At 69.8% G+C, this 14413-nt stretch carries 15 protein-coding genes and 2 pseudogenes; 9 read left to right on the top strand and 8 right to left on the bottom strand.

All coding sequences use genetic code 11. The features are described from left to right. Positions 1 to 36 precede the first annotated feature (36 nt). Positions 37 to 354: a hypothetical protein gene (locus IG02_RS0124285; RefSeq protein WP_030751968.1), complete on the bottom strand. Its 318-nt coding sequence runs from the start codon at positions 352 to 354 to the stop codon at positions 37 to 39. A gap of 56 nt (positions 355 to 410) precedes the next feature. After that, the gene (locus IG02_RS0124280; RefSeq protein ID WP_234314891.1) at positions 411 to 1154 is read right to left on the bottom strand and encodes a DsbA family oxidoreductase; all 744 of its coding nucleotides are present in this window, start codon (positions 1152 to 1154) and stop codon (positions 411 to 413) included. Between IG02_RS0124280 and IG02_RS42245 the strand changes: the two genes are divergently transcribed. Further along, entirely contained in the window at positions 1064 to 1258 is a 195-nt protein-coding gene (locus IG02_RS42245) for a hypothetical protein (RefSeq protein ID WP_199814086.1), read from the top strand. The genes IG02_RS0124280 and IG02_RS42245 overlap by 91 nt on opposite strands. A 118-nt stretch (positions 1259 to 1376) precedes the next feature. Here the strand turns inward: IG02_RS42245 and IG02_RS0124275 are convergent, their stop codons facing one another. After that, entirely contained in the window at positions 1377 to 2345 is a 969-nt protein-coding gene (locus tag IG02_RS0124275; RefSeq protein ID WP_030751963.1) for a GlxA family transcriptional regulator, read from the bottom strand. Positions 2346 to 2444: 99 nt separating this feature from the next. Here IG02_RS0124275 and IG02_RS0124270 point away from each other — a divergent pair, with 99 nt between their 5' ends. Next, entirely contained in the window at positions 2445 to 3134 is a 690-nt protein-coding gene (locus tag IG02_RS0124270) for a DJ-1/PfpI family protein (RefSeq protein ID WP_030751960.1), read from the top strand. 164 nt (positions 3135 to 3298) lie between these two features. Here IG02_RS0124270 and IG02_RS0124265 read toward each other — a convergent pair whose 3' ends face one another. Further along, a complete protein-coding gene (locus tag IG02_RS0124265) occupies positions 3299 to 4009 on the bottom strand; it encodes a hypothetical protein (protein ID WP_030751958.1) in 711 nt (236 codons plus the stop codon). Positions 4010 to 4064: 55 nt separating this feature from the next. On the opposite strand from IG02_RS0124265, the gene IG02_RS0124260 reads away from it, so the two are divergent. The 3 genes from IG02_RS0124260 (at position 4065) to IG02_RS0124250 (ending at position 6095) form a co-directional block, all read left to right on the top strand. Next, positions 4065 to 4532 carry a DciA family protein gene (locus IG02_RS0124260; protein ID WP_051765662.1) on the top strand — a complete coding sequence of 156 codons (468 nt, stop codon included), beginning with the start codon at positions 4065 to 4067 and terminating at the stop codon, positions 4530 to 4532. Between the two features lie 100 nt (positions 4533 to 4632). Further along, complete coding sequence (locus IG02_RS0124255) at positions 4633 to 5481, top strand: oxidoreductase (protein WP_030751952.1); 849 nt, start codon at positions 4633 to 4635, stop codon at positions 5479 to 5481. Further along, positions 5481 to 6095, top strand: coding sequence for a TetR/AcrR family transcriptional regulator (locus IG02_RS0124250; protein ID WP_030751949.1), 615 nt, complete (start codon positions 5481 to 5483; stop codon positions 6093 to 6095). The genes IG02_RS0124255 and IG02_RS0124250 overlap by 1 nt, the downstream gene beginning before the upstream one ends. Before the next feature lie 222 nt (positions 6096 to 6317). Here IG02_RS0124250 and IG02_RS39775 read toward each other — a convergent pair. Next, positions 6318 to 6598, bottom strand: a pseudogene (locus IG02_RS39775) (transcriptional regulator); the annotation flags it as partial. Between the two features lie 18 nt (positions 6599 to 6616). Here IG02_RS39775 and IG02_RS36915 point away from each other — a divergent pair. Then, positions 6617 to 7419: pseudogene (locus IG02_RS36915) on the top strand (SDR family NAD(P)-dependent oxidoreductase). A gap of 367 nt (positions 7420 to 7786) precedes the next feature. Here IG02_RS36915 and IG02_RS0124240 read toward each other — a convergent pair. From IG02_RS0124240 to IG02_RS0124230, 3 genes are all read right to left on the bottom strand, one after another. Next, the gene (locus IG02_RS0124240; RefSeq protein WP_037804164.1) at positions 7787 to 8446 is read right to left on the bottom strand and encodes an NADPH-dependent F420 reductase; all 660 of its coding nucleotides are present in this window, start codon (positions 8444 to 8446) and stop codon (positions 7787 to 7789) included. A 78-nt stretch (positions 8447 to 8524) separates the two neighbouring features. After that, positions 8525 to 9460 (bottom strand): SDR family oxidoreductase, encoded by a 936-nt coding sequence (locus tag IG02_RS0124235; RefSeq protein ID WP_030751942.1) that lies wholly within the window; start codon positions 9458 to 9460, stop codon positions 8525 to 8527. A 92-nt stretch (positions 9461 to 9552) separates the two neighbouring features. Further along, a complete protein-coding gene (locus IG02_RS0124230; RefSeq protein ID WP_030751939.1) occupies positions 9553 to 10185 on the bottom strand; it encodes an NADPH-dependent F420 reductase in 633 nt (210 codons plus the stop codon). A 269-nt stretch (positions 10186 to 10454) separates the two neighbouring features. Here IG02_RS0124230 and IG02_RS0124225 point away from each other — a divergent pair, with 269 nt between their 5' ends. The 3 genes from IG02_RS0124225 (at position 10455) to IG02_RS0124215 (ending at position 14357) form a co-directional block, all read left to right on the top strand. Further along, entirely contained in the window at positions 10455 to 11366 is a 912-nt protein-coding gene (locus IG02_RS0124225) for a LysR family transcriptional regulator (protein WP_030751936.1), read from the top strand. Between the two features lie 255 nt (positions 11367 to 11621). Beyond that, entirely contained in the window at positions 11622 to 12407 is a 786-nt protein-coding gene (locus IG02_RS0124220) for a DUF5707 domain-containing protein (RefSeq protein ID WP_030751933.1), read from the top strand. Between the two features lie 138 nt (positions 12408 to 12545). After that, the gene (locus IG02_RS0124215) at positions 12546 to 14357 is read left to right on the top strand and encodes a gamma-glutamyltransferase family protein (protein ID WP_030751930.1); all 1812 of its coding nucleotides are present in this window, start codon (positions 12546 to 12548) and stop codon (positions 14355 to 14357) included. The last annotated feature ends 56 nt before the right edge of the window (positions 14358 to 14413 follow it).

Below are 14413 nucleotides of genomic sequence, written 5' to 3'. Positions count from 1 at the left end.
GGTGATCAAACGCCTTTCGGGCAGTTCAGGAGTGGATCAGGCGGCCGGCCGACCGGTCAGGGCAGAGCCCAGGCGGCGGGCCTCGTCGTGCGACTTGGTCATGGACGCCTCGTGCATCGGAAGCAGCGGGGCCAGCATCGGCACGTGCGGGGCCATGGTCAGCTCGGGGGTGTGCTCGGCGGGGTCGGTGGTGCGGACGGTGATACCCGCCGCGCTGAGGTGCGGGGCGGGGGAGACGGCCAGGTCGCGGTGGACGACCGCGACCTTCCACTCGTCACGGAAGGACCGGGCGACCTGACGGGAGACGGATGCCTCGCCGAGTGAGGACGCGTCGATGTGCAGCAGGTAGGACATGGAGAATTCAGCCTTTCAAAACGATCAAGGGTGGGTCGGGGAGTGACCGGTGGAGGTCAGCTGCGGGCCGGTACGGCGCAGCCGTCGGGGCCGCAGACCGGAGCGTCGCCGTCGGTGCCGAGGGTGAGCGGGCGGGACTCGTCCCAGGCCGTGCGCAGCACGTCGAGAAGGCCGTCGCTGTCCTGGGCCCCGGGGATGCCGTACTTGCCGTCGACGACGATGAAGGGCACGCCCGTGGCGCCACGGCGCTGGGCGCGGGCGGCATCGTCGCGGACCTGCCGCTGGTAGCGGTGCTCGGTGAGCGCCCGGCGGGTGCCCTCGCGGTCCAGAGCGACCTCCTGGCCCAGGTCGAGCAGGTCGTCCATGCTGAAGACGGGGCGGGCCTGGCCGAAGTAGGCGCGGAAGATCGCGTCCCAGGCTTCGCGGTTCTTGCCCTCGGCGGAGGCGTGGGCGAGGAACTCGTGCGCCAGGTCGGTGTTGCCGACCAGGTTGTCCAGCACCCTGTAGGGGCGGAGTTCCTCGTCGGCCAGCGCCTCGATCCGACGCGTGGACGCCTCGGCCTGGGAGCCGCCGATGCCGTGCCGGCGCAGCAGCGCGTCACGGACGCTGAACGTCTCACCGTAGCATCTGGTCCGTTGTGCCCTCAGGGGCCCGAACGACGTGGGCGCTGGGTGGGTTCGGGACGGAGCAAGGAGCAGCGGACGCAGGCATGCTCGTGGATGCGGGGAGTTCCGAATGCGCGTCCGCAGATGCCGATCGAGAGCTTCCGTTTCTCGAAGTGCCCGAGGAACTGGTCCCACTCTTCGACGGTGGGCGCCCGGTATTCCTCAGCAGGCCGCTTGGCCCGACGGCGGGCGATGAAGGCTCGATGGGCTTCGATCGCATCGTGCGGGTGGATGGCTAATGGTGGAGTCGGGTATGGGAACCGTCCGAATGCCTGGGGCTGGACTTGGGTGGGGTGAAAACGCTGGCCTGGCCTCTGATCGGTGGTGGTCCCTGGTGGGCAGAGCACGGCGATGCCGTCAGGTAGCTGGTGTGCTTTGCGTTGCCCGGTAGCGCGATGGCGATGTCCCGTAGCGGCTGACGAATGCCTGGCGGAGCGTTTCAGCGGTTTTGAAGCCGCAGCGTGCAGCCACGCTCGCCACGGGTATTGAGGTCGACGTCAGGAGGTGAGCGGCGGCTGCGGTGCGTGCGTCGCGGACGAATCGGCCTGGTGCTTTTCCAAGGTGGTCGATGAACAGGCGGGTCAGGTGGCGTTCGCCCACCCCCGCCTCGGCTGCCAGTGCGGTTGCGGTCAGGTCGCCGGCCAGGTGGCTGACGATGTGGTCGACGGCTCGCTTGACCAGGTTGTTCGTGGGTGCTGGGGTGGCTGTGAACATGCTCATCTGTGCCTGGTTGCCCGGCCGTTGCAGATAGGTGACCAGCCCGCGGGCCACTGCGCGCGCCAGTTCCGCGCCATGGTCTTCGTCGATGAAGGCCAGGGTGAGGTCGAGGGCGCTGGTGACGCCCGCCGCGGTGGACACGCTTCCGTCGCGGATGTAGATCGGAGCGGGATCCACGGTGATCTCCGGGTAGGTGCGGGCCAACTGCTCGGCATTTTGCCAGTGAGTCGTGGCGCGTTTGCCGTTGAGCAGACCAGCGGCAGCCAGGACGGTCGCCCCCGTGCAGACCGAGGCCACCCTGCGGCTCTCCCTGGCCAGACGGCGGACATGGCCGATGATCCTCGGATTGTCCGCCGCGGCATCGTGGCCGAAGCCTCCCGAGACGATCAGCGTGTCCAGCGGTCCCCTCAGCCGCTCCAGGGACCGCTGGCCCTGCAGGGTGAGCCCCGGGTCGCACGTGATCGCACGGCCTCCCGGGGTGGCCACGCTCACGGCATAGGCAGGGCTGGCTCCGAGCCGGTTGGCGGTGATCAAGCTTGTCGTCACGCAAGCGATGTCCAGCAACTCGGCCTCGTCGTATCCGACGACGACCACCACTCGTTCCTCCATGACCAGGACCCTATGTCGGAAAGACTTGTATCCCAAGAATTCCGACCTGGTCACTGTCTTCCCTTGGCGCTCCCACGGCCTGGGGCCGAAGGTGACGGCATGACCAAGACACTCGCCTTCGTGCTCTATCCCGGCATCACCCCGCTCGACCTGGTCGGGCCGCTCCAGGTGCTGTCGGCGCTGGCCCAGATCGACCCGTCCTTCGAGGTGGCCGTCGTCGGCCAGGACCTCGCCCCCCTGAACACCGACACTCCGCTGAAGCTGACGCCGAGCCACACCTTCGACCAGGTCACCGAACCCTTCGCGCTGATCGTGCCCGGCGGGACCGAGCCCACCCTCGCCGCCCTGGCCAACGAGCCCCTGCTGGACTGGATCCGCCGGGCCGCGCGGACGGCTGAGGTCGTCGGCTCGGTGTGCACCGGCTCCCTGATCCTGGGCGCCGCCGGCCTGCTCGACGGTCGACAGGCCACCACTCACTGGGGCGTCCGCGACCTACTGGCCAAGTTCGGAGCGACGCCCGTCGCCGAACGCTGGGTCGAGGCCGGCCCCGTGCTCACCGCCGCCGGAGTGTCAGCGGGTATCGACATGGCCCTCCACCTGGTTGAACGCCTCGCGGGCGAGCAGACCGCCCGCACGGTCCAGCTCCTCATCGAGTACGACCCGCAGCCACCCCTGGGCGGCATCGACTGGCGGTCCGTCGACCTCGACTTCTTCACGCCCCGATTCCAGGCCATGCTGGAATCGGTCCTGGCAGACCATCCCGCCCTCCTGGCCCGCCTGACAACCTGAGCACCACCGCGGCCGGGAAGGCCCCCAGCACGGTGCCGCACCACGTCGAACCCGAAGCACCATCGGGCGCGGACGGTCGGCCGGCCACCCCAACGCAGGTCGAGCGTGGCGTCAGCCCAGGGCTCGTGAACTCCTTCCCCTCGTAGATGCCATGGAGCGGGTCATCACATGTTGGGATGCACTTCGCGATCAGTGCTGCTGGCCCGTCGGCTGACGTCGGCGGCGTAGGCGGCCCAGTCCCCTGCTGATGCCTGCTGCCACTGGACAGCGACCTTGATGTGGACACCGAGCATCCGGGCCAGGATCGCGGCGGGGACTTCGGTGGCGAGGGTGAACAGCGCGGTGGACCGATCCTGTTGGGGCCGAATGTCGATCTTGTGAAGCCGCAGACCGATCTGACTGTCACTGAGCGGACGGCCGGGCTGTCCGCCGGGGAAGAGCCAGGGGACGTCGTCAGGGGTGCCGATCTTGGCCTTGCCGCCTCGGGTCGCGACGAGCTCGCGGACCAGGGCGGCCAGTGGCATCGGGAGGATGACGGGCGAGGTGCCGAAGGAGATCGCAACGGTCTCGTCGGTGATGTCGACATCATCGACGGTGAGCTGGCTGATGGTGGCGATCTTCTGTGCGTAGAGGATCAGCAGCAGTCCTGCGACGCGGTCTGGGGTGGGCAGCATGTCGTCGTTGAGGAGGCGGCGTGCATCGGCCCAGCGTTTCTCGCTGTCGATGGTGCCCTGCGGGCCGGTCCGGCGAACGGTGCCGTAGGCCAGCCCGTGGGCATGAGCACGGAGCGGTCCACCCGGCACCACGACTTCACCGAGAGGGCCTTGGTACGGTCCGGCGTCGACCTCGCCCGAGTCGCTCTGCAGCAGGCCCACAGGCCGCGTAGAACAACGGCGGCGGCGAGGCCCGCGCCGGCGCCGGGCGACGACCGTGAAGCGGGACGGGTGGGAGCCCTCCGGGGTCGCCGCCGGGCTGGCCGGGCTGATGGCCGACCGGGCCCGGGAGCTCCCGGCCGCCGGCGGCAGCGTTCTGGACCGCCGGCCCGACATCGCCGCGGCCGTCGCCTTCCGCCCCGAGACCGGGCAGCTGGACCTGTGCCCGGACTCCCCGGCCTGCGCCACCCAGCTCCGGCTCATCACCGCGCGGATCGTCGCCACGGCCAACGAGTCGGCCGGCACCAACGCGGTGCGCACTGTGCGAGTCCTGCCGCCCGGCACCGCGCCCGCGCCCCGGACCACGCCGGAGGCCCCGGCCGCCGCGCCGGACGCTCCGCAGATGAACTTCACGGTGGACAGCAGTTCTCCGGTGCGCGGGTGGCGGGCGGTGAGGTCCATCGCTGGCGGCGCCGATTCGGGCGGTGCGCGGCACGCGGATGACCTTGAGTACTCCATCCCGTGAGCACTACCAGAATCGACATAGCGACGGTAAAAATCGACATCGTGTAGACTTTTCCTGGAGGGAGCGGTTCGGCTCCTCGCAGGACTTTTCTGGAGGAACAGTGCAAAAGCAGAACTGGCTGATCACCGGCGTCAGCACGGGCCTCGGACGTGCCTTCGCCGAGGCCGCCCTGGCCGCAGGTCACACCGTCGTCGGCACAGTCCGCTCCGAGGAGGGCCTGCGGGCCTTCGAAGAACTCAGGCCCGGTAACGCTCACGGTCGCCTGCTGGACGTGACGGACGATGACGCCGTCCCCGGTGTGGTCGCGGAGGTGGAGCAGAGCGTCGGCCCTTTGGATGTCGTCGTCGCCAACGCCGGCTACGGCCTGGAGGGCACCTTCGAGGAAACCCCGCTGGCCGAGGTGCGGCGGCAGTTCGAGGTCAATGTGTTCGGGGCGGTGGCCACCCTGCGGGCGGCGCTGCCGCACATGCGCCGACGTCGCCGCGGACACCTGATGGCCGTCACCTCCATGGGCGGGCTCATGGCGGTGCCCGGCATGTCCGCTTACTGCGGCAGCAAGTTCGCCCTGGAGGGCATCCTGGAGGCGCTGGGCAAGGAAGTCGCGCAGTTCGGAATCCATGTGACGGCGATCGAGCCCGGCTCCTTCCGCACCGACTGGGCCGGACGGTCCATGACACGCGCCGCGCGGACCGTCGACGACTACGACGAGTTGTTCACCCCCATCCGTGAGGCGCGGCAGAAGGCCAGCGGCAACCAGCTGGGCGATCCGGCCAAGGCCGGGGACGCCCTCGTGCACATCACCTCGGTCGAGCAGCCGCCGGCCCACCTCGTCCTGGGCTCGGACGCGCTGCGGCTGGTCACCGCCGCCCGCACGGCCGTGGACGAGGACATCCGCGCATGGGAGGCACTCTCCCGTACGACGGACTTCGCCGAGGGTGCTCAGCTCTGATGCCCGGCCACCACCCCGCGCGCGGCCGTCGCGCCGCCGAACGCAAGGGCGATGTCCGGGAGCGGGCCATCCTCGACACCTGCGAAGCCCTGCTGGAGCAAAAGGGCTACGACGCCATGACCGTCGGCGACATCGCCCAGGGCGCCGGCATCACACGCGGCGCCCTGTACTTCTACTACGGCTCCAAGCAAGAAGTGGTCACGGCACTCGTGGCCCGGACCGTCGAGCACCTGTGGGAACGGTCCCGGGCCACCGCGCAGACGGACGAGCCCCGCCAGGCCATCACGGCAGCCATGCGGCGCACGGTCGAGCTGTGGAACGAGCACGGCCTGGTCATGCGCACGGCGATCGACCTGTCGTTGACCGTGCCGGAGATCGGCGAGCTGTGGAACCACACAGCCGACCTGTTCATCACGGCCATCACCGCCGTCCTCGAACGCGCCGGCATCCAGGCCGGCACCGCACCGGACCAGGCCTCAGCGATGGCACGCGCCCTGTGCTGGATGATCGAACGGACCTTCTACCACGCCTCACAGGAATCCCGTGAGAAGCTCCAAGACGCGTCGGCGACATGCGAACACATCTGGCTGACCAGCGCCGGCCTGATCACCTGAGGCATCTGCCATGGACGCGGTGAGACGCGGAACCATGAAGTTCCGGTCGGCCCTTGCCCAGTGAAGTGGACACCCGTTCGTGTCGTTATGCGGCGAGGGCGCTGGTGGCCAGCTGCTGTTCGTAGGCGATCCGAGCCCCAGCTCCTCACTCCGGGTCCGCCGCCGGCCTGCCCTCGGGAGCGCGCCGCGCGGGCACACGGTGGCCCGGGCGCTCAGGCCCAGGTCGAGGTGGGCGGCCGCCAGGTCGTTGTGGGCGAGCACCTCGTAGGTCGCGGAGAGCACGAGCGCCGCCGCGTGCGGCAGCCGGTGCAACAGGTCCTGGATGCTCGGCCGTACCTCGCGCGAGGGGCCCGGTGGCGGAGCGGGTGGGGCGCCGGCCAGGTGATGCAGGTGGTTACTCTCGGTGTCCGACAGGCGCAGGGCACGGGCCAGCCCGGACAGGACCTCACGCGAGGGGCGCGGGCCTGTTCCAGCCGCGCGTAGTACTCGGTCGAGATGAACGCAGACGCAGGCTGACTGCCATGAATGACTCACCCACCACCGACATCCCCACGTCTGCCGCTGCGAGCCTGCTGGCCGGCAAGGTCGTCTTCGTCAGCGGTGCCGGTCGCGGCATCGGCGCCGCGGCGGCGCGACTGTTCGCCCGCGAAGGCGCAAAGGTGCTGCTCGCGGCCCGCACGGAGACCCAGCTGAAGACGGTGACCGAGGAGATCCGGGCGGCGGGCGGCACCGCGGAGTACGTGGTGTGCGACCTGGCCGACCCGGCGAGCGTACGCGTCGGCGTGAAACGCGCCCTGGAGGTGTACGGCCGGCTCGACGCCGCCTTCAACAACGCGGGGGCCGGCCATCAGCCCGGCCCCCTGGACCAGACACCGGAGGCGGACTTCGATCATGTCTACCGGGTGAACCTCAAGGGCGTCTGGCCGGCCATGGCCGCCCAGGTCGCCGCGATTCGGACCACCGCCGGCACGGGTGCCATCGTCAACACCTCCTCGGTCGGCAGCCTCGCGGGCAACTCCGCACTGCCCGCCTACGGTGCGATGAAGCGGGCCGTCAACAGCCTCACCGAGTCCGCCGCCGTCACCTACGGACCCGAGGGCATCCGCGTCAACGCCCTCGCCCCGGCACCACACTCACCGAGATGATCCAGAACTGGGAAGCGCAGACCCCGGGCGTCGTCGACCAGCTCACCGCGCACACCCCGCTGCGTCGCGCGGCCGAACCCAGCGAGATCGCCGAGGCCGCCGCCTGGCTGCTGAGCGGCCGCGCCTCCTACGTCACCGGAGTGGTCCTCTCCGTCGACGGCGGCATGCAAGCCGCCTGAGCCGGCCCCGACCACCTCCCGGGCGAACGCCGGCCGACGCACCACGCCTCCGGCCCAGTCGGTCCGCCCGGGCTCCATGAATACGCACCCTAAAACGCGCATATGAGAGGTGGTCTTCCAGCCTGATCGCGCACAGCTCGCCGATGCGGCAGCCGGTTTCCAGGGTGACCGACGCCATCGCCAGCATCCGGACCCAGCGGGGGTAGCCGCAGGTGCGCATCCGTTCGACGTCGACTGGCTCTTTGCGGGGCGGCTCCTCCTGCCCCTGCTCTCCCGAAGCCGCCGCGGCCGACGTTCGGTACGCCGGTATCTCTCGGACGGGGGCATGGCACGGCCGGACCACATCACGGTCCGCGATAGTTGACGGTTACCGCGTTGCGGTGGCCAGTGCCGCGCGGATGGCGTCCTCGCCGACCGGCTGGCCCTTCTCGTTCGAGTACGGCCCGTAGGGTGTTCCCCACACCGGCGTGCCCGTCGCCTGCCGCCAGCTGTCGGCCAGCGTTCCCGCGTCTACCACGCTGTAGCCGATGGAGTCGATGAATTCCGTCACCGCCGCCTTCGCCGGTGCGGAGTCTCCGGCGATCGGCAGGTAGGAGCGGTCGGCCGCCCCTGCCGGGCGGGCGAGTGACTGCAGGTGCTTGAAGAAGATGTTGTTGAACGCCTTTACGAGCAGGGCGTCGGGGACGTACCGCAGGAGCAACTCGCTTGAGGTGAGGGATTTGCTGTCGAGCTCGGGGATGTGCCCGTCACGCTCGGGGCCGTAGTTGCAGGTGTCGATGACCGTCTTCCCGGCCAGTGGTGCGGCGGGCACGTGGGGAAAGGCGCTGACCGGCACTGTGACCACGACAATGTCACCGGCCGCCGCGGCCTCTTCGCTCGTCGCCGCGGACGCCCGCGGTCCCAGTTCCGCGGCCGTGTCCACGAGCGTTTCCGGACCGCGCGAGTTGCTGAGCACCACCTGGTGCCCGGCCCCGACAGCGAGTCGCGCGATGGTCCTGCCGATGCTTCCGCTTCCGATGAATCCCACAGTCGTCATAATCTCAACGTCCTTCAGAAGAGCCGAACTTGCCGGTTGCCGGGCTCGTTACGATCCGGGTCCCCGCCGTCAGCCGGCGGGGAAGTAATGGCCGTTGTCCAGATCGGCGAGCAGACTGGGCCGGGCGGGTTCCCAGCCGAGGGTCCGGCGGGTGATGAGGTTGGAGGCCGGATAGCTCTGCGTGACGATATTGGTGAGGAACCCGAAGTACCCCGGCGTCATCAGGGCATCGTTGGGAACGCTCACGGCGGGCAGGCCCAGACGGCTGGCGATGGCCTCGGCGATGTCGCGGAACATGATGCCCCCGTCCTCGACCGCGTGCCAGTATGTGCCGGCCTGCCCTTTCTCCAGCGCCAGGCGGAACAAGACGGCGGCATCGCGGATGTGCACGGCGTTCCACAGGTTCGTGCCGTCGCCGGGGTAGCCGACGAACCCCTTCTCCCTCGCGAGCGCGATCAGCGTGGGGAGGAAGCCGACACGATCGGTCGTGCTGTGCGCGATGTTGGCGATCCGTACGACCGAAGACCGCACCCCCTGCTCCGCCAGGTCGACAACGGCCCTTTCCACGACGTTGCGGACCCGCAGGGTGCCCCTGTGCTCCTCGCCGGCGGGGAGGGCAGGGTCCTCCTCGGTGGCCGACCGCCCCAGGTTCCCGGGCGAGCCTATGCTTCCTGCCGTGACCAGCGGCTTTCCGGTTCCCGCGAGTGCCTCGCCGTACGCGAGCATGATCGGGAGCTCCGCAGCGGCCACGGCGTCCATCCCGCCGGAGGGCAGCAGATCCTGCCTGTGGGCGACGTGGATGACGCCATCGGAGCCCGAGGCTGCCTCCTTGAGCCCGTCGAGATCCTGAAGATCGCCGCGACGCACCTTCGCGCCGAGCGCGGACAGGGCCGCCGCGGAAGCGTCCGACCGGGCCAGGCCGGTGACCTCGTGCCCGGCGGCGATGAGCTCGGGGATGATGTACGAACCGGAATGGCCGGTCCCCCCAGCGACGAATACGCGCATTTAACTGTCCTTGTGAGGGTAGGTGCAGGGGCTTACCGTGCCGTAAGTGAACTGGCGTAATGCGGCACGAGAGGTAGTGGTAGGGGGTGCGCTCAGCCGAGAAGGGTGATGCCGAGGGAGAAATTGGCGTGCTTGACGGAGTGGTTCATGAGGCCCAGTTCCAGCAGGCCGACGTTCTCCAGTGCCCGCGCCATGAACAGTTCCCCAATGTCCCAGGGGCGCAGCCCCAGGATCTCGACGAACGTCGACACGCGTGCCTTCGCCTGCGCGTCGTCGCCGGCGATGAATACATCCAGAGGGCGGTCCTCGGCCGGGCCGGCCGCCAGAACGTGGGAGAACACAGTGTTGAACGCTTTGACGACATGCGCGTCGTCGGGAGCCGCCTTGGCGATCTCCTGTGCGCCGGAACTGTCGTCGGGGACGACGAAGCCCTGCAGGTCGGGGGCTACGGGGTTGGTGATGTCGACGATGACCTTGCCGCGCAGCGCGTCCCCGTGCTCCCTCACCACCGCCGCCGCACCGGCGTACGGCACGGCGAGGACAACGATGTCCCCGGCCGGGGCGGTGCCGGCCGTCCCGACCGTGGCGCCGCCGAGCGCAGCGGCCAATTCCTTGGCCTTGGCCGGGTCGCGGCCGATGATCTCGACCGCGTTGCCTCCGGCGAGCGCCCGGGCGGCCAGGACGCGGGCCACGTTCCCCAGGCCGATAATGCTGATGCTGCTCATGGAGTTCCTGCTTTCTGGAGCTGGATAGGACGCCATGCCCACACCGTCGTTGTTAACGGTTGCGTCGTCGACGCCGTCGAATGACGCGATGGGGGGCGTTAAATTTACGGATGCGCTCATTCTGGGCCTGGGCCCTCCGATATCAAATTTTTGTGCCGAATTCGCTCGGACCATTAGGTACCTATTCAGCTTGCCATTGGCCTGAGTGGGCGTCCAAGACCTCTTTCAGTGCTGGTGATACCTTGGAGGCATCACCGGCTGGAGGCGCCATGGATCTGGACCTGCGCAAACTGCGTTACTTCGTTGCTGTGGCCGACCAGTTGCACTTCGGCCGCGCCGCCGATGAGCTGCACATCGCGCAGCCGGTGCTCAGCCGGCAGATCCGTGCGCTCGAGCAGGATCTCGGCGCCTCGCTGTTCACCAGGGATCGCCACGGCGTGGAGCTGACAGATGCGGGCCGGCAACTGCTGGCCGACGCCGGTCCGCTGCTCGCCTCAACCCACGCGGTCCGCCGCCGGGTGTCCGCGGCCGCCGGCGGCAAGCGGCGGCTGATGGTCGGTTTCCGGGCCGGCGTTGCCGTCACCCCGGCGGCCCGTGCGTTCGAGGACCGGCACCCGGACGTGGTCGTGGACCTGCAGCGGATCGAGGGGGACGACCAGGCTGCGATGCTGCTCGACGGCCGTATCGATGTCGGCTACGTGCGGCTGCCCATCGACGAGGCCGGCCTGCGCGTCACCCCGCTGTATACCGAGCCTCGGGTAGCGGTACTGCCCGCCGGACACCGGTTTGCCGGCAAGGAGGGGGTCACCGAGGCCGACCTGGCCGGCGAACCGCTGGTCTGGCACGGTGACCCGGGCACGCAGCCCACCAAGCGCCCGCTCCCCAATGCCGGGTACTCGGTGCGCGGGGTGGACGAGACGCTCGAGCATGTCGCGGCCGGCCGGGGCATTTCCTTCCTGGCCCGTTCGGCGTCCGTGTTCTACTCGCATCCGGACGTCGTCTATGTGCCCGTCCCAGGTCTGGCGCCCGACCAGGTGTGTCTCGCGGTGGCGGCGTCTCACACCTCGCCGGTAGTAGATGACTTCGTCACCGCGGCTCGGTCGACGGCCGAGATCACGGCAGAATGTGGGAACTACGAGATGTGGCAGCGTGGAGGCGACGTCGCCTCAAGGCACGCTTGAGTAGTTCGACTGCCCCCGTTCATCAGGCGCTGGGGAGTGAAGTGGCCTGGCGGAATGGTGCTGTTGCGGCTGACCTCAGACCTGGTTCCGTCTTCGGCCGGCAGTTATCTGAGGGGCCCCGAAGCACCTGAGACCGACTGGAAGTGCGTGCTGCGGACGCGGCTCAAGTCGTCCGTGCCACCCGCGTACTGGGTGGGCATTGTCAGCTCCGCCTCGGGACGTTCCTGAGGCGCTGGAACATGGGGGAAACGCCTCATGCGTCACCGCACCATCGTGGCAGGCTTCGCCGGGGCCCTCGCCTTGCCCGCGCTCGCGATTCCGGGGGCCGCCCAGGCAGATGAGGTCTCGGGCGACATCAGGATCACGAAGGTGGTCGTCAACGGAGGGAACAACATCGTCCTGGGGACCACGGGCGTGAAGACGTTCACCATCGCGGTGACCGCCACGGACGACTCGGGCATCGAGGTCGGAAGGACCTTCCCGGTCATGTGGCACAGGCCCCTCCCGAACGGCGACTACTACGGTCTCGTGGTGCCCGACGACATCGCGGGCAAGTGCGTGCGCGAGAGCTTCACCACGACCACCTGCACCTACACACTGGAAATCAACCCGCGCATCGACCTCGACAACACCACGGCCGGGACCTGGACCGTGGGAGCCCACGCCCTGGCCAACGACGGTGACTACATCACCAAGGATTCCGCCGCGAAGGCGAAGGTCCTGCGCAACTCCAGGCTGACGGTCAACGCCTCGCCGGAACCGGTGAAGAAGAACAAGACGATCACCGTCACGGGCGCCCTGACCCCCGCCAACTGGGAGACCTACAAGTACGGGGGCTACACGAAGCAGCCGGTGAAGCTGCAGTTCAAGAAGAAGGGCACCAGCACCTACAAGACCCCCAAGACCGTCGCGACGGACAGCAAGGGCAACCTGAGGACGACGACGAAGGCCACGGCGGACGGCTACTTCCGCTACTCCTTCGCAGGCACGTCCACCACCCCGGCGGTTGCCTCCGCGGCGGATTACGTCGACGTGAAGTAACTCTCAGGAGGAACATCTATCCCCAGCAAGCCCAGAAGGCTCAGGCCGGAGACCCTTCGGTCTGAGCCTCCGTCCAGGTCCGATCCTGAGGGCGGATTCGACCGTCCGACGCGCGTAAACAGCGAGGTGAGACCCCGTATGTTCACCACCCGCCCCACCCTCCAGGGCACCTTCGGCATGGTGTCCTCCACCCACTGGCTCGCTTCACAGACCGCGATGGCCGTCCTGGAGGACGGCGGCAACGCCTACGACGCGGCGGTCGCCGCCGGCTTCGTCCTGCACGTCGTCGAACCCCATCTCAACGGCCCCGCCGGCGAGGTGCCGATCATCCTCGCGCCCGCCGGGGGCGAGGTCCGGGTGCTGTGCGGCCAGGGGCCCGCCCCCGCCGGCGCCACCATCGAGCACTACCGCTCGCTCGGCCTCGAACTCGTCCCCGGCACCGGCCCGCTGGCCGCCGCCGTGCCGGGCGCCTTCGACGCCTGGATGGTGCTGCTCCGCGACCACGGCACCCGCGCACCGGCCCAGGTGCTGCGGTACGCCATCGGCTACGCCGAGGACGGCCACCCGGCCGTCGAGCGCGTCGGGCAGACCGTGGAGACCGTCCGCGAACTCTTCGAGACGGAGTGGACCTCCTCCGCCGACGTCTATCTGCCCGGCGGCGAATTCCCGGCGCCCGGCGAGCTGTTCCGCAACCCCGCCCTCGCGGCGACCTGGCGCCGGCTGCTGGCCGAGGCCGAGGCGGCGGGGGACGACCGGGTGGCCCAGATCGAAGCCGCGCGCGCGGTCTGGCGCGAGGGCTTCATAGCCGAGGCGCTGCTGCGCCAGTCCGCCCGCCCCACCATGGACACCAGCGGGCGGCACCACACCGGCACGCTCACCGCCGCCGACCTGGCCGGCTGGTCGGCCGCGTACGAGGAGCCCGCCCGGTACGAATGGGACGGCTGGACCGTGTGCAAGGCCGGCGCCTGGAGCCAGGGCCCGGCCTTCCTCCAGCAGCTCGCCCTGCTGCCGTCACGCGCCGCGGACCTGCCCGCGTACGGCTCCGCCGACTACGTCCACCTGCTGATCGAGGGCTGCAAGCTCGCCATGGCCGACCGGGAGGCGTGGTACGGGGACGCCGCCGGGACACCGCTGGCGACGCTGCTCTCGGAGCCGTACAACGCGGAGCGCCGCGCGCTCGTCGGGGAGCGGGCCTCGTACGAGCTGCGCCCCGGCAGCCCCGACGGCCGTACCCCGCTCCTCAGCGCCCACGCGCGCGCCGTCGCCGCCGACGCGCCCGGCCTCGACGCGCCCGGAGGACCGGCGGTCGGCGTCGGCGAGCCGACCGTCGCCCGGGACGGCGCCACCCGGGGCGACACCTGCCACCTCGACATCGTCGACCGCTGGGGCAACATGATCGCCGCCACGCCCAGCGGTGGCTGGCTCCAGTCGAACCCGGTGGTGCCCGAGCTGGGCTTCCCACTCGGTACGCGGCTCCAGATGGCCTGGCTGGACCCCGGCCTGCCGAACTCCCTCACCCCGGGCCGTCGGCCCCGGACCACGCTCACCCCGTCCCTGGCGCTGCGCGACGGCGTCCCGGTACTGGCGTTCGGCACCCCGGGCGGGGACCAGCAGGACCAGTGGCAGCTGCATTTCTTCCTGTCCGTCGCCCTGCGTCCGGCCGTCCGCGGCGGCCTCGACCTCCAGGGCGCCATCGACGCGCCCAACTGGCACAACGAGTCCTTCCCCGGCTCCTTCTACCCTCGTGGGATGCGGCCGGGCAGCGTGACCGTCGAGGCCCGGATGCCCGAGGACGTCGTCGCGGAGCTGCGCCGGCGCGGCCATGAGGTGACCGTCGGCGAACCCTGGTCGGAGGGGCGGCTCTGCGCGGTGGCACGCGACCCCGGGACCGGCGTCCTGTCGGCCGCCGCGAATCCGAGGGGGATGCAGGGCTACGCGGTCGGACGCTGATCCGGCGCGGGCCGGCGCCGCGATCCCCGCCCGGCGTCCCGTTCCGCACATCACCA

It is taken from the genome of Streptomyces sp. NRRL F-5135, assembly GCF_000719775.1.
In the GTDB taxonomy this organism is placed as follows: Bacteria; Actinomycetota; Actinomycetes; order Streptomycetales; family Streptomycetaceae; genus Streptomyces; species Streptomyces hebeiensis.
Note: the sequence above shows the minus strand (reverse complement) of the source record. Positions and strands in the feature narration are given on the sequence as shown.

Coding starts and splice junctions, on each gene's coding strand:
- IG02_RS0124285 (WP_030751968.1), bottom strand. CDS start 354: ATGTCCTACCTGCTGCACATCGACGCGTCCTCACTCGGCGAGGCATCC.
- IG02_RS42245 (WP_199814086.1), top strand. CDS start 1,064: ATGCTCGTGGATGCGGGGAGTTCCGAATGCGCGTCCGCAGATGCCGAT.
- IG02_RS0124275 (WP_030751963.1), bottom strand. CDS start 2,345: ATGGAGGAACGAGTGGTGGTCGTCGTCGGATACGACGAGGCCGAGTTG.
- IG02_RS0124270 (WP_030751960.1), top strand. CDS start 2,445: ATGACCAAGACACTCGCCTTCGTGCTCTATCCCGGCATCACCCCGCTC.
- IG02_RS0124250 (WP_030751949.1), top strand. CDS start 5,481: ATGCCCGGCCACCACCCCGCGCGCGGCCGTCGCGCCGCCGAACGCAAG.
- IG02_RS0124235 (WP_030751942.1), bottom strand. CDS start 9,460: ATGCGCGTATTCGTCGCTGGGGGGACCGGCCATTCCGGTTCGTACATC.
- IG02_RS0124230 (WP_030751939.1), bottom strand. CDS start 10,185: ATGAGCAGCATCAGCATTATCGGCCTGGGGAACGTGGCCCGCGTCCTG.
- IG02_RS0124225 (WP_030751936.1), top strand. CDS start 10,455: ATGGATCTGGACCTGCGCAAACTGCGTTACTTCGTTGCTGTGGCCGAC.
- IG02_RS0124220 (WP_030751933.1), top strand. CDS start 11,622: ATGCGTCACCGCACCATCGTGGCAGGCTTCGCCGGGGCCCTCGCCTTG.
- IG02_RS0124215 (WP_030751930.1), top strand. CDS start 12,546: ATGTTCACCACCCGCCCCACCCTCCAGGGCACCTTCGGCATGGTGTCC.